The sequence below is a fragment of the Rhodococcus sp. 852002-51564_SCH6189132-a genome, assembly GCF_001665495.1.
Lineage (GTDB): Bacteria > Actinomycetota > Actinomycetes > Mycobacteriales > Mycobacteriaceae > Rhodococcus > Rhodococcus pyridinivorans.
This window is the reverse complement of record NZ_LZMJ01000040.1, coordinates 21,530-43,057: the sequence shown is the minus strand read 5'-3', so window position 1 is coordinate 43,057 and position 21,528 is coordinate 21,530. Positions and strand designations below refer to the sequence as shown.

Sequence of the window (21,528 nt, the reverse complement as noted above, 5' to 3'; positions counted from 1 at the left end):
GCCCACGACAATCGTTTGCCATTTTTTTTGCCATACTGTCCGTATGTCGGCCTCTCCGCGTTCACGGAAACGCGCCACCATCACCGATGTCGCCCGCGAGGCAGGGGTCGCGGCGTCGACGGTCTCGCGCACGTTCACCAAGCCCGGTCGCGTCAACGCCGCCACTCGCGACCACATCCTCGAGGTCGCCGACCGGCTCGGCTACGCACCCAACCCCGCGGCCCGCGCCCTCGAATCGGGACGCACCAACACCCTGGCGCTGCTGGTCCCCGACATCACGAACCCCTTCTTCTCGGGCGTGATCAAGGGGGCCGAACGCGCCGCCGTCGCCTCCGGCCGGACCCTCGTCCTCGCCGACACCCAGGAGAGCGCGACCACCGAAGCGCACATCATCCGGCGGCTGGGGCCGGCCGTCGACGGTTTCGTCCTGGCGGCCGCCCGTATGCCGGACGACGAGCTGCGGCGCGTCGCCGAATTCGACGCCGTGACCCTGGTGAACCGGGCGATCCGCGGAATCTCCTGCGTTGTCGCCGATTACGAGACGGGCACGCGGCAGATCGTCGACCACCTCGCGTCGCTCGGGCACCGCTCGTTGCTGTTCCTCGGCGGTCCGCCCGAGTCGTGGTCGGGAGCGCGGCGCTGGGCCGGTCTGCAGGCCGCGGCGCAGGCTCACGGCATCGCGGTGCGTCGCTTCGGCCCCTACTCGCCGACGCTCGGTGGCGGTGCCGCCGCGGCCGACGCCGCCGTGGCGGCCGGTGCCACCGCGGTGGTGTGCCACAACGACATGCTCGCCATCGGGGTGCTGCGCCGGATGCGGGAACGCGGGGTGTCCGTCCCGGAGCACGTGAGCGTGGTCGGATTCGACAACATCTTCGGCTCCGACCTGTGCCGGCCGTCGCTCACCACGCTCGCCGAACGCACCGAGGACGCCGGGGCGCGCGCCATCGAGATGCTCGCCCGGCAGGCCTACGAGCGGGTCGCGGTGGCCGACGAACTCGTGCTCCCGACGCAGCTCGTCGTCCGCGAGTCCACCGGACCGGCGAGATGAGGGAGGTTGTGTGCGTCTTTCTCGACGAGAACGCACACAGCCTCCCCGAAGTTCACCGGTTCGCGAGCTTGTCCGCCAGGAAGGTGAACGTCAGCGCCGACTTGAACGCCGCCTGGGCGTTGTCGGCAGCGCCGCCGTGGCCGCCCTCGATGTTCTCGTAGTACCGGACCTCGTGACCCTGCTCTTCGAGCCGCGCCACCATCTTCCGCGCATGGCCGGGATGCACCCGGTCGTCGCGCGTCGACGTGGTGACGAGGATCGGCGGGTAGTCGGCATCCGGGTCGGTGTTCTGGTACGGCGAGTACTTCGACAGGAACTCCCACTCCGCGGGGTTGTCGGGGTCGCCGTACTCGGCCATCCACGACGCACCGGCGAGCAGCAGGTGGTAGCGCTTCATGTCGAGCAGCGGCACCTGGCACACGATCGCCCCGAACAGTTCGGGATAGCGGGTGAGCATCACGCCCATGAGCAGACCGCCGTTGCTGCCGCCCTGGGCGCCGAGCTGCTCGGCCGTCGTGATCCCGCGCGCGACGAGATCCTTCGCGACCGCGGCGAAGTCCTCGAAGACCTTGTGCCGGTTTTCCTTCAGGGCCTGCGTGTGCCAGCTGGGTCCGTACTCGCCGCCACCGCGGATGTTCGCGATGACGTAGGTGTAGCCCTTCTCGAGCCACGCCCGCCCGACGCCGCCGCTGTAGGCCGGCACCATCGAGTTCTCGAACCCGCCGTACCCGTACAACAGTGTGGGCGACGGGGTTCCGGTGTTGCTGCCGACCACGAAGTAGGGCACCTGCGTGCCGTCGTCGGACGTCGCGAAGAACTGCTCGACGGTGATGCCCTCGGCGTCGAAGAACGACGGGGCCTGCTTGATCGCCTCCACCGGGCCGCCGACCGTCCCCGACAGCAGGGTCGCAGGGATCGTGAAACCGCTGGAGTTGAGGAAGAAGTCGTCGCTGTTGAGCGGATCGACGTCGATGATCGAAGTCGACGTGGCATCGGGGACGTCGGGCAGTTCCTCGTCCGACCAACCGTCCTCACCCGGTGTGAGCACCCGCACGCGGGTCTGCACGTCGCGCAGTGTGACGACGAGCAGGTGATTCTGCGTCCACGCGTACTGCTCGAGCGAGGTGTGCTCGTCCGGGGCGAACAGCACCGTCACCTCACGCGAGCCGGCGAGGAAGGCCGGATAGTTCGCGGCGAGCAGCGTGCCGGCGGGATGGCCGAGCCATTCGGAGCGGGTGCGCACGAGCAGGTGGTCGCGGTACACGCTCACCCGCGCGTCGTCGGGAACATCCAGTTCGACGAGCTCGCCGTCCGCGGTGAGTTCGAAACGCTGCGCCCGGTAGAAGTCGATCGCGCGGTCGACGAAGCTGCGCTCGTATCCGGGAGTGTTGTCGTACCAGGCGGAGACAGCGACATCGGTGCGCTCACCTTCGAAGACCGTCTCGGCCTCATCGATCGGAGTGCCGCGCCGCCAACGCTTCGCGAGTCGCGGATAACCCGAGTCGGTGAGCGACCCGTCGCCGAAATCGCTTCCCACATAGACGGTGTCGGAGTCGATCCACCCGATGTCCGTCTTCGCCTCGGGTAGTTCGAAACTGTCCGGGCCCGAGACGAATCGTCGCTCGACGAGATCGAACTCGCGGATCACACTCGCGTCGGCACCACCGCGCGACAAGCTGATGAGCGCGCGGGTCTGATCGGGCCGCAGCACCTGGGCACCCGACCACACCCAGTTCTCGCCCTCTTCCTCGGCGACGGCGTCGAGGTCGACGAGGACGTCCCATTCGGGTTCGTCGCGCAGGTACTGCTCCATCGTCGTGCGACGCCACAGGCCGCGTACGTGCTCGGCGTCCCGCCAGTAGTTGTAGAGGTACTCGCCCCGCCGACGCGCATAGGGGATGCGGGCGTCGGTGTCGAGGATCTCGCGGATGCGGGATTCGAGGTCGGTGAAGCTCTCGGTGCGGGTGTACTCCTCGACCGTTCGGTCGTTCCGGGCACGCACCCAGTCGAGTTGTTCCTCGCCGGTGACGTCCTCGAGCCATAGGTACGGATCGGTCGTGTCGTCGCTCATGATCCATTCATACCCGCCCCGCACGTGCCTCCGGCGGCAGGCAGACTGTGACCTCGTGCAGATGCATCCGTCGGACGCGCGCCGGGAATGGCTCGGCGACCGCATCCCGGGCGACCTGTTCGCCCTCTACTGTTTCGACGCCCCCGCGACTCCGGTCGCCGACGTGCTCGACGAACTGCGGTCGCGGGCGGCGGTGATGGGGGAGCTGCAGGTACGGATGGTCGAGGTACCCGCGGGTCTCGACTATCCCTACTGGGCAGCGCACACCCCAGCAGAAGACCGGTTCGTCGTCCACGAATCCGGCAGCTACGAACAGATGCTCGTCGCGCTGTCCGGGCTCGTCGCGACCCGCGTCGACGTCACCGTCTCGCCGTGGCGACTGCACGTCTTCCCACATGTCACGGGTGCTCCGCGCGGGAACGGTCCCGCCCTCGTGGTCGTCCTGCAGATGTCGCACGCCTTCGCCGACGGGGTGCGCACCTCCGCGCTCGCCCGCGATCTGCTGGCGGGCACCGCGACACCCACGACACCGCCGCGCGCCCTCTCGCCCGCCGGGATGCTTACGCGTGCCGTCCTGCGGCTGCCGTTCTCGATTCCACGGGTGATCGCCGACGGGCGCCGGGCGGTGGCGGCGGCGCGACAGCTCGCCGACCCCTCGGTGCCGCAACCCACCCCGGGGAGGCCGCTGGTCGCTGTGAACACCGCACCCGGGCCGCGGCGGACGGTCCGCACACTCGTGTTCGACTCCGCCGCCCTGCGCAGCGTCGGCACGGTCACCATCGGCGCGCTCACGGCCATCGGCGCCGCCCTGTCGCAGTTCCTCGGCGTCGACGAACTGTCCGCCGAGGTGCCGGTCGCGGTGGCGCCGGGCACGGCCCGCAACAGCTACCGCAACGTCGGCGTCGACCTGCACTGCGCGCTCCGCGACCCGCACGAACGTGCCGCGGCGATCGCCGCCGACCTGGCGTTGCAACGGATCCGTGCGCGGCACCCCGCCATGGCGATCCGGGTCCGCACCGACGACCACGTCCCCGCACCGTTGCTGCGGTTCGGTACCGACCGACTCGACCTGTCCGTCGTCCCACCCACCGTCACGGGCAACACCGTCGTGTCGAGCGTCTACCGAGGTCCGGCCGACCTGGAACTCGGTGGCGGGCGGGTGCGGTTCACCTCGGGCTTCCCGGGCCTGTCGCCCGTGCAGGCGCTCACCCACGGCGTGCACGGGATCGGCGACACCGTGACCCTGTCGGTGACGACCTCCCCGGATGTCCTCGACGCGGCAGGTCTCGCTCGGTACGTCTCCCTGCTGCACGAGGCGGTCGCCTCGCTGTAACGTGCCCCGAATCCGACGATGGAGGGGCACATGGCGGCTTATGCGGTGACGGGTGCCGCCTCGGGAATGGGCCGGGCGAGCGCGGAGCGGCTGCGGGCCGCCGGGCACACGGTGATCGGCATCGACCTGAAGGACACCGAGGTCACGGCGGACCTATCCACTCCGGAGGGTCGTTCCCACGCCGTCCGGGCCACGCTCGAGCTGGCGGGCGGCCGTCTCGACGGTGCCGTGCTCGCCGCGGGCCTGGGCCCCACCCCCGGCAAGGAGAAGATCATCGCGCAGGTCAACGTGCGCGGCGTGATCGACCTGCTCGTCGGATGGCGAGCAGCTCTGGCCGCCTCCGCGAACAGCAAGGTCGTGGTGTTCGGATCCAATTCGACGACCACGACTCCCGGCGTGCCGAACTCGGCGGTGAAGGCATTCCTCGCCGGCGACATGGACAAGGGCGTCGCGCACACCACCCGCATCTCGCAGGCGGGCCCGCCGTTCACCTATGCGGCGTCGAAGATCGCCGTGACCCGATGGGCGCGACGCGCCGCGGTCACCCCCGAGTGGGCGGGTGCCGGCATCCGCCTCAACATCCTCGCGCCCGGAGCGATCTCCACCCCGCTGCTCGACGCGCAACTCGAGAGCCCCCTCGGGAAGGTGGTGGAGAGCTTCCCCGTTCCGCTCGGGGGCTTCGGGAAGCCCGACGAGATCGCGCAGTGGGTCGAATTCATGCTGTCGCCGGCGGCGGACTTCATGACGGGCAGCGTCGTGGTGGTCGACGGCGGCACCGAGGCGTACTTCCGTCCCGACGACTGGCCGGTGCGGGTCCCGTTCCGGTCGATCCCGCGCTACCTGCTCGGCATGCGCAGGTTCGGGCGCCGCAAGTGAGGGTCCGCGCAGCGCGGACCCTCACCGCGCTCCCGTATCAGGCGAAGTAGTCGCCGAAACCGTAGATCGCGTCGAACGCGCTGGTGGGCAATACATCCACCGCGTTCACGCGGTAGGACGAGTACGAGTCCTGCATCAGGTCGCGCACGAACCGCAGAGCGTGGATCGCGTCGACGGCGTCGACGGTGATGATGAGCTGGGCGCGACCGTTGTCGCTGAGGCCCACCGCCCCGTGGTGCGGGACGATCGGTTCGATGAGGTCGACGGTCTCGTCGTCGGTCAGGAGATCGAGGTCGGCGTCGATTTCGATCATTGCGTTGTATTCCATGTGGGTTCTCCCGTGTCGAACACCCGAGCGGCCTCGCGCCGCGCGGGTTGATCTCGACGGGGAACACGCACGGCGACATCATGCCCGAGCCGGATGACCCTCGCCATCATCCGATCGGGGGACATCCGATCGAGACGGACGGACGATGTGCGGGACCGGTGCTCCGCGCGACGCTCGATGCATGCCGATCGTCGAAGTGAACAATCTGCACAAGTCGTACGGAGGTCGCGCCGTCGTGGACGGCGTGAGCTTCGAGATCCACGAAGGTGAGATCTTCGGGGTCCTCGGTCCGAACGGGGCCGGGAAGACGACCTCCGTCGAACACATCTCGGGTCTGCGAAAACCCGATGAGGGCACAGTCCGCGTCGCCGGCCTCGACCCGGTCCGCGACCACCGGGCCGTCACCGAACTGCTCGGCACGCAGTTGCAGCAGAGTGAGCTGCAGCCGAAATTGACCGTGCGCGAGGCCCTCCGGTTGTACGCGGCCTTCTACGCCCGACCCGCGGACGGCGATGTGCTCGCCGAACGCCTCGGGCTCGGCCGCATGCTCGACACCCGGTTCACGAAACTGTCCGGGGGCCAGAAACAGCGGTTGTTCATCGCACTGGCACTCATCGGTTCACCGCGCGTCGTCGTCCTCGACGAACTCACCACCGGACTCGACCCGCGTGGGCGCCGTGACACCTGGGAACTGATCGAGGAGGTGCGTGATTCCGGCGTCACCGTCCTGCTCGTCACACATTTCATGGAAGAGGCACAACGCCTCTGCGACCGTGTCGCGATCTTCGATTCCGGGCGCATCCGTGCGCTGGGGACGCCGGCCCAGCTGATCGGGCAGTCGTCCGCAGCGATCGTGGTCTCGTTCCACCCGTCCGGTCCGCTCGACCCCGCGCTCCTCGAAGCCCAGCCCGGCGTCGTCTCCGTGCACACCGCCCGGGAACGGGTGGCCGTCGAAGGCAGTGAGGAGTCGATCCACGCGGTACTCGGCCTGTTGGCACGCCTCGGCGTCACGGCCGAACGCCTCCGCATCGCCGAAGCGACCCTCGACGACGCCTACCTCGATCTCACCGACACCAGGAGCACGTCATGACCGACCCGACCGTCCGCACCAGGCTCGTCGAGACGTCGACGACGAGCACCCCGGCGATGTCCGCATCGACCGCCGTTCTGCGTACCGAGGCACGACTGTTCACGCGGGAACCCGGGGCGCTCTTCTGGATCCTCGTCTTCCCCACGCTGTTGCTCGTGATCCTCGGCCTGATTCCCGGTTTCCGGGAACCGGATCCGGACCTCGGTGGTCTGCGGGTGATCGATCTGTACGTCCCCGTGGCGATCCTCCTCGCGATGATCGTGGCCGGTGTCCAGACGATGCCCGCGGTGTTGTCGTCGTACCGAGAACGGGGAATCCTCCGCAGGCTCGCCGTGACCCCGGCGAGTCCGTCGCACCTGCTGACCGCACAGATCGTGGTGCACGCGATCGTGGTCCTGGCGTCGGTCTTCCTCGCACTGATCGTCGGTCGGGCGGCCTTCGGAGTCGCCTTCCCCGCCCAGCCGTGGGGATACGCACTCGCGGTACTCGTCACTCTCGCTGCGGCACTGAGCGCGGGAGGGACACTGGCTGCGGTGGCACCGTCCGTGCGGATAGCCCAGACGCTGGGCACGATCGTGTTCTTCCCGTTGATGTTCAGTGCGGGCGTATGGCTTCCGGTGCAGGCGATGCCCGAGCTACTGCGACGGATCGTGGAGCTGACACCCTTCGGTGCCGCAGCGCAACTGCTCGACGAGACCGCCGCGGGCGGCCTGCCGAATCTCGGTGGCATCGCGGTCGTGGTGGGTTGGACCGTCGTCCTGACCGGCGTGGCGATCCGGTGGTTCCGTTGGCAGTGACGGCGTCGACCGTCATCCTGGAAGCCATGACGGCACCGACGACCACCGACGATCCGTGGCTTCGGACCTACAGATGGGCGCCGGTGGGGATGCTCGCGACCGGCACCGTCCTGTCCGTCGGCACCGCGACGTTGTTGATGAGTCCCGCCGAGCGGTACACGGCAGCGGTGCTCACCGCGGTGGCGGTGGGTCTGGAACTGTGGCGCGGTCGCCGCCGCCGGTCGATGCCGGAGGGCGACGCGGTCTACTACCTGCTCCGGTCCGCCCTGGCGTTCGTCCTGAGCTGGCTCAACCCGTTCTTCGCGATCTACGCGGCCTCCGGCTACTTCGATGCCCACGCGATGCTGCCGGACCGCTGGATCCGGTTCGGGCTGATCGTCACCGCCGTGACGGTGGCGGGTTCGCAGGCGGGTGGTCTGCCGCCGGAGGACACGACGATGTGGATCGCGTTCGGGCTCCTCGTCGTGCTCAACGCCTCGATTTCCATGCTGATGATGAGGCTCGCCGAACGTGACGAGCAGCGAAGTCTCGAACGGCTCGCTGCGATCACCGAACTCGAACGCACCAACGTCCGACTCGAGAACGCGCTGTCCGAGAACCAGGCCCTGCACGCGCAGCTGCTGGTGCATGCACGGGAAGCGGGGATCGACGACGAGCGCCGCCGGCTCGCCGCGGAGATCCACGACACCCTCGCCCAGGGCCTGGCCGGGATCGTCACGCAGTTGCAGGCGGCACAGGACACCGCCGATCCGGAGGCGGCGCGGCGCCACGTCGAGAGGGCCACGGACCTTGCGCGACGCAGCCTCGGCGATGCCCGCCGCTCGGTACGCAATCTCGCTCCCGAGGCACTCGAGCACCGCACGCTCGACGACGCGCTGGCCCACGAGGTGGAGAGATGGTCGGCCGAACATGGGATCCGGGTCGATCTCACGGTCACGGGCACCACCGAACCGTTGCACGACGACATCGGCGTGACGTTGTTCCGCATCACCCAGGAGGCCCTCGCGAACGTCGCCAAGCATTCCTCCGCACACCGTGCCGGTGTCACGGTGTCCTATATGGACGACGAAGTGAGTGTGGACATCCGGGACGACGGATGCGGTTTCGATCCGTGCGCGACACCGGGCGACGGATTCGGGTTGCGGGGCATGCAGTCCCGTGCCGACCGGATCGCCGGCGTCGTGGACGTCGAGTCCGAACCGGGTGTGGGGACCGCGGTCTCGGTGCGGGTGCCGCTGATCAGGGCCGGGAGGATGTCGTGACCGACGCGGACGAGATCACCGTGCTGATCGTCGACGACCACCCCGTCGTGCGGGACGGCCTGCGCGGAATGTTCGCCGCATCCCCGGAATTCGCCGTGGTCGGAGAGGCTGCCTCCGGTCCGGAGGCCGTGACCCTCACGCTCGAACTCGACCCCGACGTGGTGCTCATGGACCTGCGGATGCCGGGAGGCGGGGGAGTGCAGGCGATCACCGAACTCGTCGCGCGAGGTGCGCGCAGTCGCGTCCTGGTGCTGACGACCTACGACACGGACGCCGATACCGTGCCTGCGATCGAGGCCGGCGCGACCGGCTACCTGCTCAAGGACGCTCTGCGGGACGACCTGTTCGCCGGGGTGCGGGCCGCGGCGGAGGGACGGACCGTCTTGTCGCCGGTGGTCGCGTCGCGGTTGATGAACCACATGCGGACACCCACCGCCCCGCAGGCGCTCAGCGCCCGGGAGCGTGAGGTGCTGGCGCTCGTCGCGAAGGGCACCTCGAACCGGGCCATCGCCCAGGAGCTGTTCATCAGCGAGGCGACCGTGAAGACCCACCTGACCCACGTCTTCGCGAAGCTCGAGGTGAAGGACAGGGCGGCCGCGGTCGCAGTCGCCTACGACCGCGGGATCCTGGGTTAGCCGAACAGCAGGGTCAGCCGAACAGCAGGGTCAGCCGAACAGCAGGGTCAGCCGAACACCGCACGCTCGCGGCGTCGTTGCCGACGGGAGAAGACCGCGACCATCAGTCGCACCGGAAGGGGCAGTTCGCGGCGGACCCGCTCGGTCTCGTCCTCGGTCATCACGGCGAAGAAGCGGGTGAGGTCGAAGTCGGCCCGGCCACCGCGCTGGGCGTCCTTCTCGAACCGCTGCCACGCGTCGGCGGAGACGTGCCCGGTGATGAGCGGGAAGACCGTTCGCTCCTCGTCCGCGATGTGCTCGTGGAGGTGCTCACTCAGCGTGCGGAGGGTGCGTGCGAAGCCGGCCACTGCCGCGGGGTCGGGGAGCCCGCGGGTGAATTCGCCGAGTTCGTCGAGGAGCGGGTCGAGTTCGTCGTGGTCGTCGGTGAGTTCGGTGAAGTCGACGTGGGGTCCGGCCGACGCGGTGATCAGCGGCCAGAGTGCGAGGTCCTCCACGTTGTGATGGTGGTAGAGACTCGCGACGAACAGTCCGACGTAGTCGGCGGTCGCCGCGTAGCGGGCCCTGTCGAAGCTCGACGGATCTGCGAGCATCCGGTCCGCCAGTTCGCGGAGCCGGGTGACGTCGCGGAGGATCACGCGGTGCGCGAGCCGCATTCCGAGCAGGTCGTCGTCGGTGGTGAGGCGCGGGGTGAGGGATGCGGAAGTCATGTCGGTAGCGTGCGCGGCCGGACTTGGAACCGGCTTGGTGCCGAGCGGGCGCCGGAGATCGTCGCGCACCAAGTGGTCGCCAAGAATGTCTCCGCGCGCTCGGTCCGTGATCATCACTCCGGCGCTTGCAGGGAGCCGGCAGGCGATGTCAGCGGGTCGGCGCGATGCCGAACAGGAGCGCGTCGATGCCGGCGCGGAACGCACGGTCGTTCGCATCGGATCCGTCGTCCGCACCGCTGCGGCTGTCCGCATCTGCGACATCACCTGCGGATCCTCCGGCGGACGCGCCGGTCATCAGGGCGGTGAGATGCGGGTAGTCGCCGTGCTCGAGCATTGCGGCGATGTGCGCGGCTCCGCCGCCGGCCGCCCCTGCAGACATCCCGGCGGCCTCCTGCGCGGCGAAGTTGGTGACCCACCCCGACAGGAGGGCGACTCCGGTCATCGTCGCGGTCGGGTCGAGTCCGGCGGGGGCGAGGGCGCCGACGAGGTGGTCGAGATACCGCATCGAGTTCGGGCCGAGCGTCGATGCTGTGACCTGGCTCAGCCAGGGATGCCGGCGGTGGATTGCGCGGGACTGTTCGGCGACGTCGAGTACGTCGGCGCGCACGTCACCGGTCAGCGGAGCGAAGCGGTATTCGGCTCCGGCCCGGTCGACCATGAGGTCCACGAGATCGGTCTTGCCGGAGACGTAGCGGTAGAGCGACGCGGGGGCGGTGCCGAGGGCGTCGGCGAGCCTGCGCATGGACAGGGCGCGGATGCCGTCCTCGTCGGCGATCCGCACGCACGCGTCTGCGAGCTGGTCGAGCGTGTAGGCCGGTCGCGGGCCGGGGCGCCCGGTGTCGGACCGCAGCCAGATCGAGTCGGAGACCGTCATGCAGGACAGCATGCCTCCTCGAACGGGTTGCGAACGATGTTCGCAGATGCGTACCCTCGAACTGCGAACGGTGTTCCCAATCGAGAGGTGGATCGTGATCGAGATGGCACTCGAGGCGGAAGGCCTCACCCGGGCGTTCGGCGATCGCATCGTCGTCGACGACGTCCACCTGCGCGTCCCGCCGGGGCGCGTCCATGCGCTCCTCGGTCCGAACGGATCGGGGAAGACCACCATCGTCCGGATGCTCGCCACCCTGCTGCGGCCCACGGCCGGACGTGCCCGCGTACGCGGCTTCGATGTGGTGCACGACGCGACCCGCGTGAAGCGCTGCATCGGCTTCGTCGGCCAGTACCACGCGGTGGATCTACGACTGACCGGTGTCGAGAACCTGATGATCGTCGCTCGCCTGCACGGTCTGGCCGGCCGCGCCGCCCACACCCGCGCGGTCGAACTGCTCGACCGCTTCGGCCTCGCCGATGCTGCGAACCGGCAGGCGAGCACCTACTCCGGCGGCATGCGCCGGCGGCTGGATCTGCTCGCCGAGATGCTCGTGCGACCCGACGTGCTCTTCCTCGACGAACCGACCACCGGTCTCGACCCGAGCAGCCGCAACGAGATCTACGGGATGGTCGGCGAACTGGTCGCCGAGGGCACCGCGGTCCTGCTCACCACGCAGTATCTCGACGAGGCCGACCGGCTCGCCGACGACATCACCATCCTCGACGCGGGCCGGACGATCGCGACCGGCACTCCCGCCGAGATCAAGGAGGCGGTCGGCTCCGGACTCGACCTCGTCCTCCCCGGTGCCGCCCACATCGACGAGGCCGTCGCCGTCATCGGCGCATTCGGCCTGCGCCACAACGGCATCCAGGTGCCGGTCGAGAACGGCTCGGTCCGGCTGTCCTTCACGACCGACGCCCACTCGGTGCCGCTGCTGCCCGTGCTGCGCGCCCTCGACGACGCGGGTGTCCCCGTCGACGACATCGGCCGTCGCCGCGTCGGTCTCGACGAGGCATTCCTGACCCTGACCGGACGCGAGCGAATCGAGGAGTCCGCATGACCACCATCCACGAGTCCGGCCACGGCAGTTCTGCCCTCACCGGCACCCGGACGTTGCTGCATCGCGTCCTGCTGACCTACCGGCACTCGCCGGCCCTGCTGTTCGTCACCCTCGCCGCACCGCTGGGCATGATGCTGCTCTTCGGATTCGTCTTCGCCGGCGCCCTGTCCGGTGGCGAGGGCGCCGCCTACCGCGCATACCTGATGCCGGGTGTGCTCGTCCTCGTGGCGGCCATGGGCCTCGCGACCACCGCCGCCACCGCGAACGCCGACATGCGCAGCGGACTGTCGGATCGCTTCCGGACCCTGCCCACCTCCCCGGTGGCCGCGCCCGCCGGACTCGCCTTCGCCGAGACCCTGACGTGTGCGGTCACGCTGGCGCCGATGGTCGGCATCGGATATCTCGTCGGCTGGCGGATCGAAGCGGGCGCCGGGGAGATCGCCCTCGCCGCGGTGGTGCTGCTGTTGTTCCGGTTCGCATTCTCGTGGGTAGGTGTGTGGCTCGGCGTCTCGATCCGGGACGAACAGGTCCTGCAGCAGTGCGCACCCATGATCTTCGGCACGATCATGTTCTCGAACATCTTCGTGCCCACCGACACGATGCCGGTGGTCGTCCGACAGATCGCCGAGTGGAATCCCGTCAGTGCCGTCGTAGGTGCGCTGCGCGAGCTGCTCTCGGCGTCCGCGCCGGTACCCGCGGATGCGGCGTGGCCGCTGCACCATCCGGTGTGGTCGGCGTTCGGCTGGTGCGTCGTGCTGCTCGCCGTGACGGTCCCGCTCGCCGTGCGCCGATACACGGCCGATCACCGGATCCGGTAGCTACCGGCCGGTAACCGGACCATCGGCAGACACCGGAATCGGGCGGGACTACCCTGTATATCCGTGACCTCACACTATGACGTCGTTGTCCTCGGAGCCGGTCCCGGTGGGTACGTCGCTGCTATCCGCGCGGCACAGCTGGGACTGAGCACCGCCATCATCGAGCAGAAGTACTGGGGTGGTGTCTGCCTGAACGTCGGCTGCATCCCCTCGAAGGCACTTCTCCGCAACGCCGAGCTGGCACATCTCTTCAACAAAGAGGCCAAGACCTTCGGCATCTCGGGAGACGTGTCCTTCGACTTCGGTGCCGCCTACGACCGCAGCCGCAAGGTCGCGGACGGGCGCACCAAGGGCGTGCATTTCCTCATGAAGAAGAACAAGATCACCGAATACGACGGTAAGGGCTCGTTCGTCGACGCCAAGACCATCGAGGTGACCCTCACCAAGGGCGGCACCGAACAGGTGACCTTCGACAACGTCATCATCGCCACCGGCTCCGTCACCAAGCTGCTGCCGGGCACCGAGCTCAGCGACAACGTCGTCACCTACGAGGAGCAGATCCTCACCCGCGACCTCCCCGAGTCCATCGTCATCGTCGGTGCCGGTGCCATCGGCATGGAGTTCGGCTACGTCCTGAAGAACTACGGGGTCGACGTCACCATCGTCGAGTTCCTCGACCGCGCACTGCCCAACGAGGACGCCGACGTCTCCAAGGAGATCGCCAAGGCGTACAAGAAGCTCGGCATCACCATCAAGACCGGTGCCGCGGTGCAGAAGATCTCGGACGACGGTTCGAAGGTGACCGTCGAGATCAAGGACAACAAGTCCGGCAACGTCGAGACCGTCACGGTCGACAAGGTGCTGCAGTCGGTCGGCTTCGCGCCGCGCGTCGAGGGCTACGGCCTCGAGAACACCGGCGTCGAGCTCACCGACCGCGGTGCCATCGCGATCGACGAGCGCATGCGCACCAACGTCAAGGGTATCTACGCCATCGGCGACGTCACCGCGAAGCTTCAGCTCGCGCACGTCGCGGAGGCGCAGGCCGTGGTCGCGGCCGAGACCATCGGCGGTGCCGAGACCCTCGAGCTCGGCGACTACCGCATGATGCCGCGTGCGACCTTCTGCCAGCCGCAGGTCGCCTCCTTCGGTCTCACCGAGGAGCAGGCGAAGGCCGAGGGCTACGACGTGAAGGTCGCGACCTTCCCGTTCACCGCCAACGGCAAGGCGCACGGTCTGGGTGATCCCAACGGCTTCGTCAAGCTCATCGCCGACAAGACCCACGGTGAGCTCATCGGCGGCCACCTCATCGGCCCCGACGTCTCGGAGCTGCTGCCCGAGCTGACCCTGGCCCAGAAGTGGGACCTCACGGTCAACGAGCTCGCGCGCAACGTCCACACGCACCCGACTCTGAGCGAGGCGCTGCAGGAGGCCATCCACGGTCTCGCAGGACACATGATCAACTTCTGAGGATGCGGGGCCGACCCGAGGCCCCGCGTTCACCCTTCTTCCGTGTGGGCGGATCCCCGCTCGGATGTACCGGCTCAGCCCGTGACGACTCGACCGTCGTCGCGGGCTGACGTCGTTCCGCCCTTCTCCGGGCGCAGCACCAGCTGCACGAGACAGTTACCGTCCTGCGGGTCGGGCCGGACGTCGACGGCGTAGCGGCTGCGCAGCAGGTCGGCGTGGTCGTCGAGGACACGCTGGATCAATCCGCGTTGGATGCCGCGCACCACTTCGGGATTCGTGCGGGCGATCTCCGCGAGCGGGCACGTGCACAACGTGAGGCTGTGGGTGCCGAAGGCGTTCGTCGCGCTCTGCGTCTCGAAACCCAACTGCTGCAGGGCGTCGATGACGAGCGTGCCGGCGTCGACGGTCGGCGCGGGTGCGAGGGCGAGGGCGAGGATGCCCGCCCAGTCCGAGCCCACCTCGAACGCCTTGTCCTCGCGCTCGGTGGGGGTGCCCCCGATCCGCGCGGCGAGCAGCGCGACGAGATCGGTGTAGGACGGTTCCTTCACCGCGACGTAGCCGAGGCGCGGGCGCCCGACCCGCTCGATCGGAAGTTGCAGGGTGCGGACGAGACCTTCCTCCCCGAGGCCCGCGAGATGGAAGCGGACGGTCGTGACGTGCAGGTCGAGCGTGGCGGCGAGATGATGGGCGTCGACCGGGCCCGAGGACTCCCGCAACAGGCCGAGAATCCGCTCGCGTTGCTTCACCCGCCGTGCCAAGTCCGCTCTCCCGTCGCGCCCGCGATGACTCTCAGGTGAGGGTCACCTTATTAAAAGGAGGAAAATCCTCTATAGTCGGCGCCATGGAGGCGACAACCGACGCGCCGTCCACGTTACGACCGGTCCGGAGAGCCTCGGAACCGTAGCCACCCTTGCCCTCGCGAGAAGGAGTGCAGAACATGGCGGACAAGCACACATCGGAAGACGCTCTCCCCCTTGCGGGTAGGGACACCGCCCACCTGCCGGGACACTGGCTGCTCGCCCGCCTGGGCAAGCGTGTGCTGCGGCCCGGCGGTAAGGAACTGACGGCACGCGTGCTCGCCGACGCGAGGTTGCGTGGCGCGGACGTCGTCGAGTTCGCGCCCGGCCTCGGCCGGACGGCGCAGGAGATCCTCGCGTACTCGCCCGGCAGCTACACCGGAATCGAATCCGACGAGACGGCAGCCGAACTGACGCGCAAGGCCATCGCCGGCGGAGGCAGTGTGGTCAGCGGCGAGGCGTCGAAGACCGGACTCGACGACGAGGTCGCCGACGTCGTGGTCGGCGAGGCGATGCTGACCATGCAGACCGACAGGCACAAGGCGGAGATCGTGCAGGAGGCCCGCCGGGTGCTCCGTGTGGGCGGCCGGTACGCCATCCACGAACTCGCGATCGAACCCGACGAGGTCGATGACGAGGTCAAGACCGAGATCCGCACGTCGCTCGCGCGCTCGATCAAGGTCAACGCCCGCCCGCTCACCGCGGCGGAATGGCGGACCCTGTTCGAGGAGAACGGATTCGAGGTCGAGAAGATCGGCTTCGCTCCCATGGCGCTGCTCGAACCCAAGCGCATCCTCGCCGACGAAGGCCTGCCCGGCACCCTGAAGTTCGTTCGCAACGTCCTTCGCGACTCCGACGCCCGCAGCCGGGTGCTCCAGATGCGGTCGACGTTCACGAAGTACAAGAAGCATCTGGTCGCGATCGAGATCGTCGCCACGAAGAAGGAAGCGTGATGAGTACACAGCAGGTCGAGGGCAAGCTCACCCGTATCGAGGGGCTCGCGGAGCTCAACGCGGGCGAGGGGAGCGGGCCACGCATCGAGAAGCTCGCGGCGGTCACCGGTGCCACCGTGGTACGTCTGTCCTTCGTCACCGGGCAGACGATGGACGACCACAAGGCCGGCGCTCCGATCCTCGTGCAGGCCGTCACCGGCGACATCTCGTTCAGCACCGCCGACGAGACCGTGTCGCTCGTACCGGGTACCGCCGTCCACGTCGACGCCGGCATCGTGCACCGCCTCGTCGCGAACGCCGATTCCGTGGTGCAGCTGACGATCCTGCGCTGAGCTGTCACCGATCCCACATCGGCGACGAATGTGCACGTGAGGTGTGCGCGCCCGCGTAGTGTTGCGCCATGGCGGAACGCGGCGCTCGCCCACACGTGCACCCGGTTCGGAGATGGTTGCTGCGAACGGTGCGGCACCTGTTCACACCTCTGCGGCCCGACGACTATCTCGAGATGATCAACCCGCTCTGGACGACCCGCGAACTGCGCGGTCGTGTGGAGCGGGTCGTCCCCGAGGGCGGCGACGCCGCATCGGTGCTCATCCGCCCGGCCTACGAGTGGCGCGGTCACGAGCCGGGCCAGTACGTGCGGCTCGGGGTGGTCATCGACGGGGTCTACCACTGGCGCGCGTACTCGCTCACCTCCGACCCCGATCCGGTCGACGGGATCATCAGCGTCACACCCAAACTCGTCGAGAACGGCGTGGTCTCGCCGTACCTGGTCCGCAAACTCGAGCCCGGCGACATCGTCCGCCTCGGTGAGGTCGAGGGCGTGTTCACCCTGCCCGACCCGCTGCCCGCGAAGATGCTGTTCATCAGCGCGGGCAGCGGGATCACCCCGATCATGAGCATGCTGCGCAGCCTCGACCACCGCGACCGCATCGACGACGTCGTCGTCGTGCATTCCGCCCACACCGAGGACGAGGTGATCTTCGGCTCGACCCTGCGCGACCTCGACGAGCGGCATCCCGGAATGCGTCTCGAGCTGTGGCTCAGCGGCGACCGCGGCCGCATCACCCCCGACGACCTCGGCGATCTGTGCCCCGACTGGCGCGAACGCGACGCTTTCTGCTCGGGCCCGCGCGACCTGCTCGACGCCCTCGAAGAACACTGGGACGAACACGGTGATCCCGAAAGATTCCACCTCGAACGTTTCCAGCCGATCATCGGTGGGAATGCCGGGAGCGGCGAGGGCGGCACCATCCACTTCCTCGACAGCGAGAAAGAGGTGGAGTGCGACGGGGGAACACCCATCCTGGTCGCAGGCGAGAACGCCGGCCTGAAGTTGCCATACGGCTGCCGTATCGGCATCTGCCACACGTGCGTCGGAACGCTGAAATCCGGGCAACTCCGGGACCTGCGGACCGACGAGGTGAGCGAGCCCACCGGGGCTGCGGTGCGTACCTGCATCCACACCGCGGAGGGTGACATCGAAATAGAACTGTGAAGCAACCGGCTTCGAAGCAGGGGGCGTCGTGACGAGAAGCATCGACAGGACCGACACCGGGACGCGGGAACCACACAGTCCGCTCGCGCATCTGAGCGGCGACGATCTCGAGCAGATCGCCAAGGAGTTCGACGCCATCCACGACGAGGTGTACTCGAGTCTCGGCGACAAGGACCGGCAGTACATCAAGAACGTCATCGCCACGCAACGGCAGTTGGTCGTCGCGGGGCGGTTACTGCTCTTCGCGTCGTCGTACAAGCCCGCCTGGGTGGCCGGGACAGCCTGTCTCGGAGTGGCGAAGATCCTCGAGAACATGGAGATCGGCCACAACGTCATGCACGGCCAGTGGGACTGGATGAACGATCCGGACATCCACTCGTCGGTGTGGGACTGGGACACCGCCTCCACCGCGGAGGCGTGGAAGCACTCGCACAACTACATCCACCACACGTTCACGAACATCCGCGGCCTCGACAAGGATCTCGGCTACGAGATCATGCGGATCGACCCGCACCAGAAGTGGCACCCCGTCTACCTGGCGCAACCTCTCTACAACTCGCTGCTCACCGTGCTCTTCGAATGGGGTGTGGCGCTGCACGACCTCGACCTCGAGGCGTTGTGGGCCGGCGAGAAGTCGACCGGTCAGGTGATCGAGGAGCTGAAGGGCATCTTCGGCAAGGCCCGCGCGCAGTTCGTCAAGGACTACGTCGGCTGGCCGCTGGTGAGCGCCGCGCTGTTCGGTCTCGCGCAGGTCGCGCTGCAGGGCCGGTTGCCCCAGCCGAAGACCTCGCGTCTGGGCCGGCGACTGCGGTCGATGAGCAAGGGACCGATGGGCAAGGGCCGGTCCGGAAAGTTTCGTACCGCAGCCCATCTCGCCGACCGGTATCTGCCCGGTGTCGAGAAGACCTTCCTCGCGACGGTTCTCGCCGACATCACGGCCAACATCATCCGCAACGTGTGGGCGCACGCGATCATCTTCTGCGGGCACTTCCCGGACCAGACCTATACCTTCTCGAAGAAGGAGGTCGAGAACGAGTCGCGTGGAGGGTGGTACGTGCGGCAACTCGTCGGCGCCGCGAACATCGAAGGCACCCCGCTGTTCCACATCCTCAGCGGCAATCTCGGCTACCAGGTGGAGCATCACCTGTTCCCCGACATGCCGAGCACCCGTTACGCGGAGGTCGCGCCGAAGGTCAAGGACATCTGCGAGCGTTACGAACTGCCCTACAACTCGGGGCGATTGGGCAAGCAGTGGTTCATGGTGCACCGCACCATCGCCCGGCTCGCCTTCCCGGGCGGCAAGCCCCGTCCGAAGCCCGGACCGTATCGTCGTTCGCAGGACCCCACCGGCGGTCCCGTTCCCAGCGAGGCCGCACGGTTCCGCGACCGTCTGCCCGCCGACCATCCCGACGCCGGACCAGAACACGAGGGCGGCGGCGTGAAGGTCGATCCGCCACCCCGCTGATCACGTCGTCCGGTGTGCAGTTGTCGTCGACGATGCGCGAATTCGCCGATGAGAACTGCACTCCGGAGCCGGGGTCAGGACGCCCGGTATGCCTTCCAGCCGCCGAACTCGGTGATGTCCACCGCGTCGGCGGCTGCGTCCTGCGTGCAGCCGAAGCCGACGACCCACCGTCCGTCCGCCAGTTCGACACTCGTCAACGTCATCGGGGCGGGCAGCGCGGCGAGGAACCGGCCCAGTCCGGCCTCCGACAACCGGAACAGTTCACCGACGATGGCGGCGCCCTCGCCCGGTGCGTGACGCACCAGGCCCGGCTTCGGCGGCGTCGTGTTCAACGCGGCGAGGCGGTACGCGTCGGAGGTGTACACCTCCTCGACGAAGCGCGCCCCGAGTTCCTCGAGCTGGAAGTGCAGCGGCTGACCGCGCAGGTGCGCTCCGAAGACCGCGAGTTCGACGCCGGACTCGACCACACGCGGTGCGTCCACACCGTTCAGCGCGGCCGCGACGTCCACGGCCACCTGGTCGCCGAAGGCCGGGACCACGACCATGACCCCGAACGGCTCACCGGCCGGTGTCGGCGCACCGGGCACCGCCACCGCCGTCATGTCCAGCAGGTTGCAGAAGTTGGTGTAGGTGCCCATCCGACGATTGATGGCGATCGGATCGGCCTGCACCGCGGCGATCGTCGGGTGTTCCGTCGTCGTCGGGAGCAGCAACCCGTCGAACCCGGCGAGCAGTTCACGCGCGAACGCCTTCACGTGGATGAGGGTGTCGAGATCCTCGACGAGTTCGTAGGCGGCAGGCTTCTTCGCGCCGGCGACGATCGCGGCGACCGTGGGATCGGCGCCCTCCGGTGCCGTCGACAGGAACTCGCCGACGGCCGCGTAGCGCTGGGCCACCACGGCACCGTCGTAGAGGAGCAGGGCAGCATCGAGCAGCGGTGAGATGTCCACCTCCGCGATCTCGATGCCGGATTCGCGTGCCGCGGTCACCGTGCGGGTGAAGGCGTCGCGGTACTCCTCACACAACGCTTCGAGGTCCTCGGCGCGCGGCACCGCGACGCGCAGAGTGTTCGGCGCGGCGAGTCGCACGTCCGCGGGCCAGGTCCTGCTGCGCGGGTCGCGGGGTTCGGGTCCGGCCATGATCCGGACCGCGGTCGCCGCCGACTCGAGCGATGTCGCGAAGACCGTGAGGCAGTCGTAGTCGACACAGGCCGGGACCACACCGTGCGCCGGGATCACCCCGAGAGTTGCCTTGATGCCGACGATTCCGTGCAGCGCGGCGGGGACGCGTCCCGAACCGGCCGTGTCGGTGCCCAACCCGATGTCGGCGATGCCGAGCGCCACCGCGGCCGCCGAACCGGAACTGGAACCACCCGAGACCCTTTCGGGATCCCATGCGCACCGCACCGCCCCGTACGGGCTGCGGGTGCCGACGAGACCGGTGGCGAACTGGTCGAGATTGGTCTTACCCAGGACGACGGCACCGGCGGCGACCAGACGCTCGACACCCGAGGCAGTCTCGTCCGGGACGTATGCGAACTCGGGACATGCCGCGGTGGTGGGGATTCCCGCGACGTCCACGTTGTCCTTGACCGCCACGACCAGACCGGCGAGCGGAAGCGACTCACCGGCGGCGACCCGCGCGTCCACGGCGGCGGCGTCGGCGAGGAGGTCGTCGGCGCTGCGCAGCGTGATCCACACCTCGGGTCGATCCACCTCGTCGATGCGGCTCAGTGCGGCACGAACGCGAGCGGTGGCGGACACCCTCACCGGGGAGACGGGCGCCGCAGCTGTATACATCTTTGTGGACATGGCTGTATACGCTATGGACCAGCAATGACGCTGCTGTGACGTTGTGTAACAGCCTTGTTAGGGATCGCGCCGAACCGATGCCGGCCGGTGCGGACGGATCAGAAGTCGCGTTCGATCCGCAGCACCCCGATGGTTGTGGCAAGGGCGTCGTACTGCGTGACCAGCAGACAGAACTCGATGAGCCTGCGGTCGTCGTAGAACTGCGCGAGCGACGCCCACGTCTCGTCGGACAGATTCTTCGTCGCCACGAGTTCGTCGACGGCGGCGAGAAGAGCGCAGTGCCTTGCCTGCCAGCCGGGAGCGTCGGGTCCGGCGACGATACGCTCGCGCACCTCGTCGGTGATGCCGGCACGGCGACCCAGGCGGGTGTGGTGGTCGAATTCGTAACCGCACTCGCGCAGATGCGCGACGCGCAGGATGACCATCTCCGATTCGAACCGGCCGAGACGGCCGAACGGCATGAGCATGCCGGCGTAGTGCAACCACCCGCGGAACAGCCGTCCGGTGCGGCCGAGGGTGCTGAACAGGTGGGCGTCCGAGGTGCCGCCGGCGGCGGACAGGGCCTTCCATGTCACCCAGTTGATCGGGCCGAGTTCCTTGAAACGTCCGGGCGGGATGCGGGGTGTCATGAGCGCCAG

General features: G+C 68.4%; 21 protein-coding genes. 14 read left to right on the top strand and 7 right to left on the bottom strand.

What is annotated here, in order from left to right; genetic code table 11:
• Positions 1-43 precede the first annotated feature (43 nt).
• Positions 44-1,048, top strand: a complete 1,005-nt coding sequence (locus A5767_RS10190; protein WP_019291129.1) for a LacI family DNA-binding transcriptional regulator — start codon at positions 44-46, stop codon at positions 1,046-1,048.
• A gap of 52 nt (positions 1,049-1,100) precedes the next feature.
• Here A5767_RS10190 and A5767_RS10185 read toward each other — a convergent pair whose 3' ends face one another.
• Positions 1,101-3,119 (bottom strand): prolyl oligopeptidase family serine peptidase, encoded by a 2,019-nt coding sequence (locus A5767_RS10185; protein WP_064852223.1) that lies wholly within the window; start codon positions 3,117-3,119, stop codon positions 1,101-1,103.
• Between A5767_RS10185 and A5767_RS10180 the strand changes: the two genes are divergently transcribed.
• Both A5767_RS10180 and A5767_RS10175 read left to right on the top strand, forming a co-directional pair.
• Positions 3,118-4,452, top strand: coding sequence for a wax ester/triacylglycerol synthase domain-containing protein (locus A5767_RS10180; RefSeq protein WP_082937663.1), 1,335 nt, complete (start codon positions 3,118-3,120; stop codon positions 4,450-4,452). The genes A5767_RS10185 and A5767_RS10180 overlap by 2 nt on opposite strands.
• Positions 4,453-4,482: 30 nt before the next feature.
• On the top strand, positions 4,483-5,328 hold the full coding sequence (locus A5767_RS10175; protein ID WP_064852222.1) for an SDR family oxidoreductase: 846 nt from the start codon (positions 4,483-4,485) through the stop codon (positions 5,326-5,328).
• A gap of 37 nt (positions 5,329-5,365) precedes the next feature.
• On the opposite strand, the gene A5767_RS10170 is transcribed toward A5767_RS10175, so the two are convergent.
• Positions 5,366-5,656 carry a hypothetical protein gene (locus tag A5767_RS10170; RefSeq protein ID WP_064852221.1) on the bottom strand — a complete coding sequence of 97 codons (291 nt, stop codon included), beginning with the start codon at positions 5,654-5,656 and terminating at the stop codon, positions 5,366-5,368.
• Positions 5,657-5,837: 181 nt separating this feature from the next.
• Here A5767_RS10170 and A5767_RS10165 point away from each other — a divergent pair, with 181 nt between their 5' ends.
• The 4 genes from A5767_RS10165 to A5767_RS10150 are packed head-to-tail and all read left to right on the top strand — an operon-like array spanning position 5,838 to position 9,440.
• Positions 5,838-6,746, top strand: a complete 909-nt coding sequence (locus A5767_RS10165; protein ID WP_064852220.1) for an ABC transporter ATP-binding protein — start codon at positions 5,838-5,840, stop codon at positions 6,744-6,746.
• Complete coding sequence (locus tag A5767_RS10160; protein WP_156665142.1) at positions 6,743-7,543, top strand: ABC transporter permease; 801 nt, start codon at positions 6,743-6,745, stop codon at positions 7,541-7,543. The genes A5767_RS10165 and A5767_RS10160 overlap by 4 nt, the downstream gene beginning before the upstream one ends.
• Positions 7,544-7,569: 26 nt before the next feature.
• Positions 7,570-8,805 (top strand): sensor histidine kinase, encoded by a 1,236-nt coding sequence (locus A5767_RS10155; protein ID WP_064852243.1) that lies wholly within the window; start codon positions 7,570-7,572, stop codon positions 8,803-8,805.
• Positions 8,802-9,440 (top strand): response regulator, encoded by a 639-nt coding sequence (locus A5767_RS10150; protein ID WP_064852219.1) that lies wholly within the window; start codon positions 8,802-8,804, stop codon positions 9,438-9,440. The genes A5767_RS10155 and A5767_RS10150 overlap by 4 nt, the downstream gene beginning before the upstream one ends.
• Before the next feature lie 47 nt (positions 9,441-9,487).
• Here the strand turns inward: A5767_RS10150 and A5767_RS10145 are convergent, their stop codons facing one another.
• Together A5767_RS10145 and A5767_RS10140 are read right to left on the bottom strand one after the other, a co-directional pair.
• Entirely contained in the window at positions 9,488-10,147 is a 660-nt protein-coding gene (locus A5767_RS10145) for a hemerythrin domain-containing protein (protein WP_041803803.1), read from the bottom strand.
• 148 nt (positions 10,148-10,295) lie between these two features.
• The gene (locus A5767_RS10140; RefSeq protein WP_230809933.1) at positions 10,296-11,021 is read right to left on the bottom strand and encodes a TetR/AcrR family transcriptional regulator; all 726 of its coding nucleotides are present in this window, start codon (positions 11,019-11,021) and stop codon (positions 10,296-10,298) included.
• 103 nt (positions 11,022-11,124) lie between these two features.
• On the opposite strand from A5767_RS10140, the gene A5767_RS10135 reads away from it, so the two are divergent.
• The 3 genes from A5767_RS10135 (at position 11,125) to lpdA (ending at position 14,366) form a co-directional block, all read left to right on the top strand.
• The gene (locus A5767_RS10135) at positions 11,125-12,081 is read left to right on the top strand and encodes an ABC transporter ATP-binding protein (RefSeq protein ID WP_231913163.1); all 957 of its coding nucleotides are present in this window, start codon (positions 11,125-11,127) and stop codon (positions 12,079-12,081) included.
• Complete coding sequence (locus tag A5767_RS10130) at positions 12,078-12,899, top strand: ABC transporter permease (protein ID WP_006553600.1); 822 nt, start codon at positions 12,078-12,080, stop codon at positions 12,897-12,899. The genes A5767_RS10135 and A5767_RS10130 overlap by 4 nt, the downstream gene beginning before the upstream one ends.
• A gap of 63 nt (positions 12,900-12,962) precedes the next feature.
• On the top strand, positions 12,963-14,366 hold the full coding sequence (gene lpdA, locus A5767_RS10125) for a dihydrolipoyl dehydrogenase (protein ID WP_006553599.1): 1,404 nt from the start codon (positions 12,963-12,965) through the stop codon (positions 14,364-14,366).
• Positions 14,367-14,440: 74 nt separating this feature from the next.
• Here the strand turns inward: lpdA and A5767_RS10120 are convergent, their stop codons facing one another.
• On the bottom strand, positions 14,441-15,124 hold the full coding sequence (locus A5767_RS10120) for a helix-turn-helix transcriptional regulator (RefSeq protein WP_231913159.1): 684 nt from the start codon (positions 15,122-15,124) through the stop codon (positions 14,441-14,443).
• A gap of 179 nt (positions 15,125-15,303) precedes the next feature.
• Between A5767_RS10120 and A5767_RS10115 the strand changes: the two genes are divergently transcribed.
• The 4 genes from A5767_RS10115 (at position 15,304) to A5767_RS10100 (ending at position 19,079) form a co-directional block, all read left to right on the top strand.
• Entirely contained in the window at positions 15,304-16,116 is an 813-nt protein-coding gene (locus tag A5767_RS10115; protein ID WP_064852240.1) for a class I SAM-dependent methyltransferase, read from the top strand.
• Positions 16,116-16,448 (top strand): hypothetical protein, encoded by a 333-nt coding sequence (locus A5767_RS10110; protein WP_064852217.1) that lies wholly within the window; start codon positions 16,116-16,118, stop codon positions 16,446-16,448. Before A5767_RS10115 ends, A5767_RS10110 begins: the two co-directional genes overlap by 1 nt.
• 68 nt (positions 16,449-16,516) lie before the next feature.
• A complete protein-coding gene (locus A5767_RS10105; protein WP_039585443.1) occupies positions 16,517-17,614 on the top strand; it encodes a ferredoxin reductase in 1,098 nt (365 codons plus the stop codon).
• A gap of 28 nt (positions 17,615-17,642) precedes the next feature.
• Positions 17,643-19,079 carry a fatty acid desaturase family protein gene (locus A5767_RS10100; protein ID WP_064852216.1) on the top strand — a complete coding sequence of 479 codons (1,437 nt, stop codon included), beginning with the start codon at positions 17,643-17,645 and terminating at the stop codon, positions 19,077-19,079.
• Positions 19,080-19,153: 74 nt separating this feature from the next.
• Here A5767_RS10100 and atzF read toward each other — a convergent pair whose 3' ends face one another.
• A complete protein-coding gene (atzF, locus tag A5767_RS10095; protein ID WP_231913158.1) occupies positions 19,154-20,890 on the bottom strand; it encodes an allophanate hydrolase in 1,737 nt (578 codons plus the stop codon).
• A 98-nt stretch (positions 20,891-20,988) separates the two neighbouring features.
• The gene (locus A5767_RS10090) at positions 20,989-21,519 is read right to left on the bottom strand and encodes a carboxymuconolactone decarboxylase family protein (RefSeq protein WP_024101778.1); all 531 of its coding nucleotides are present in this window, start codon (positions 21,517-21,519) and stop codon (positions 20,989-20,991) included.
• Between the last annotated feature and the right edge of the window lie 9 nt (positions 21,520-21,528).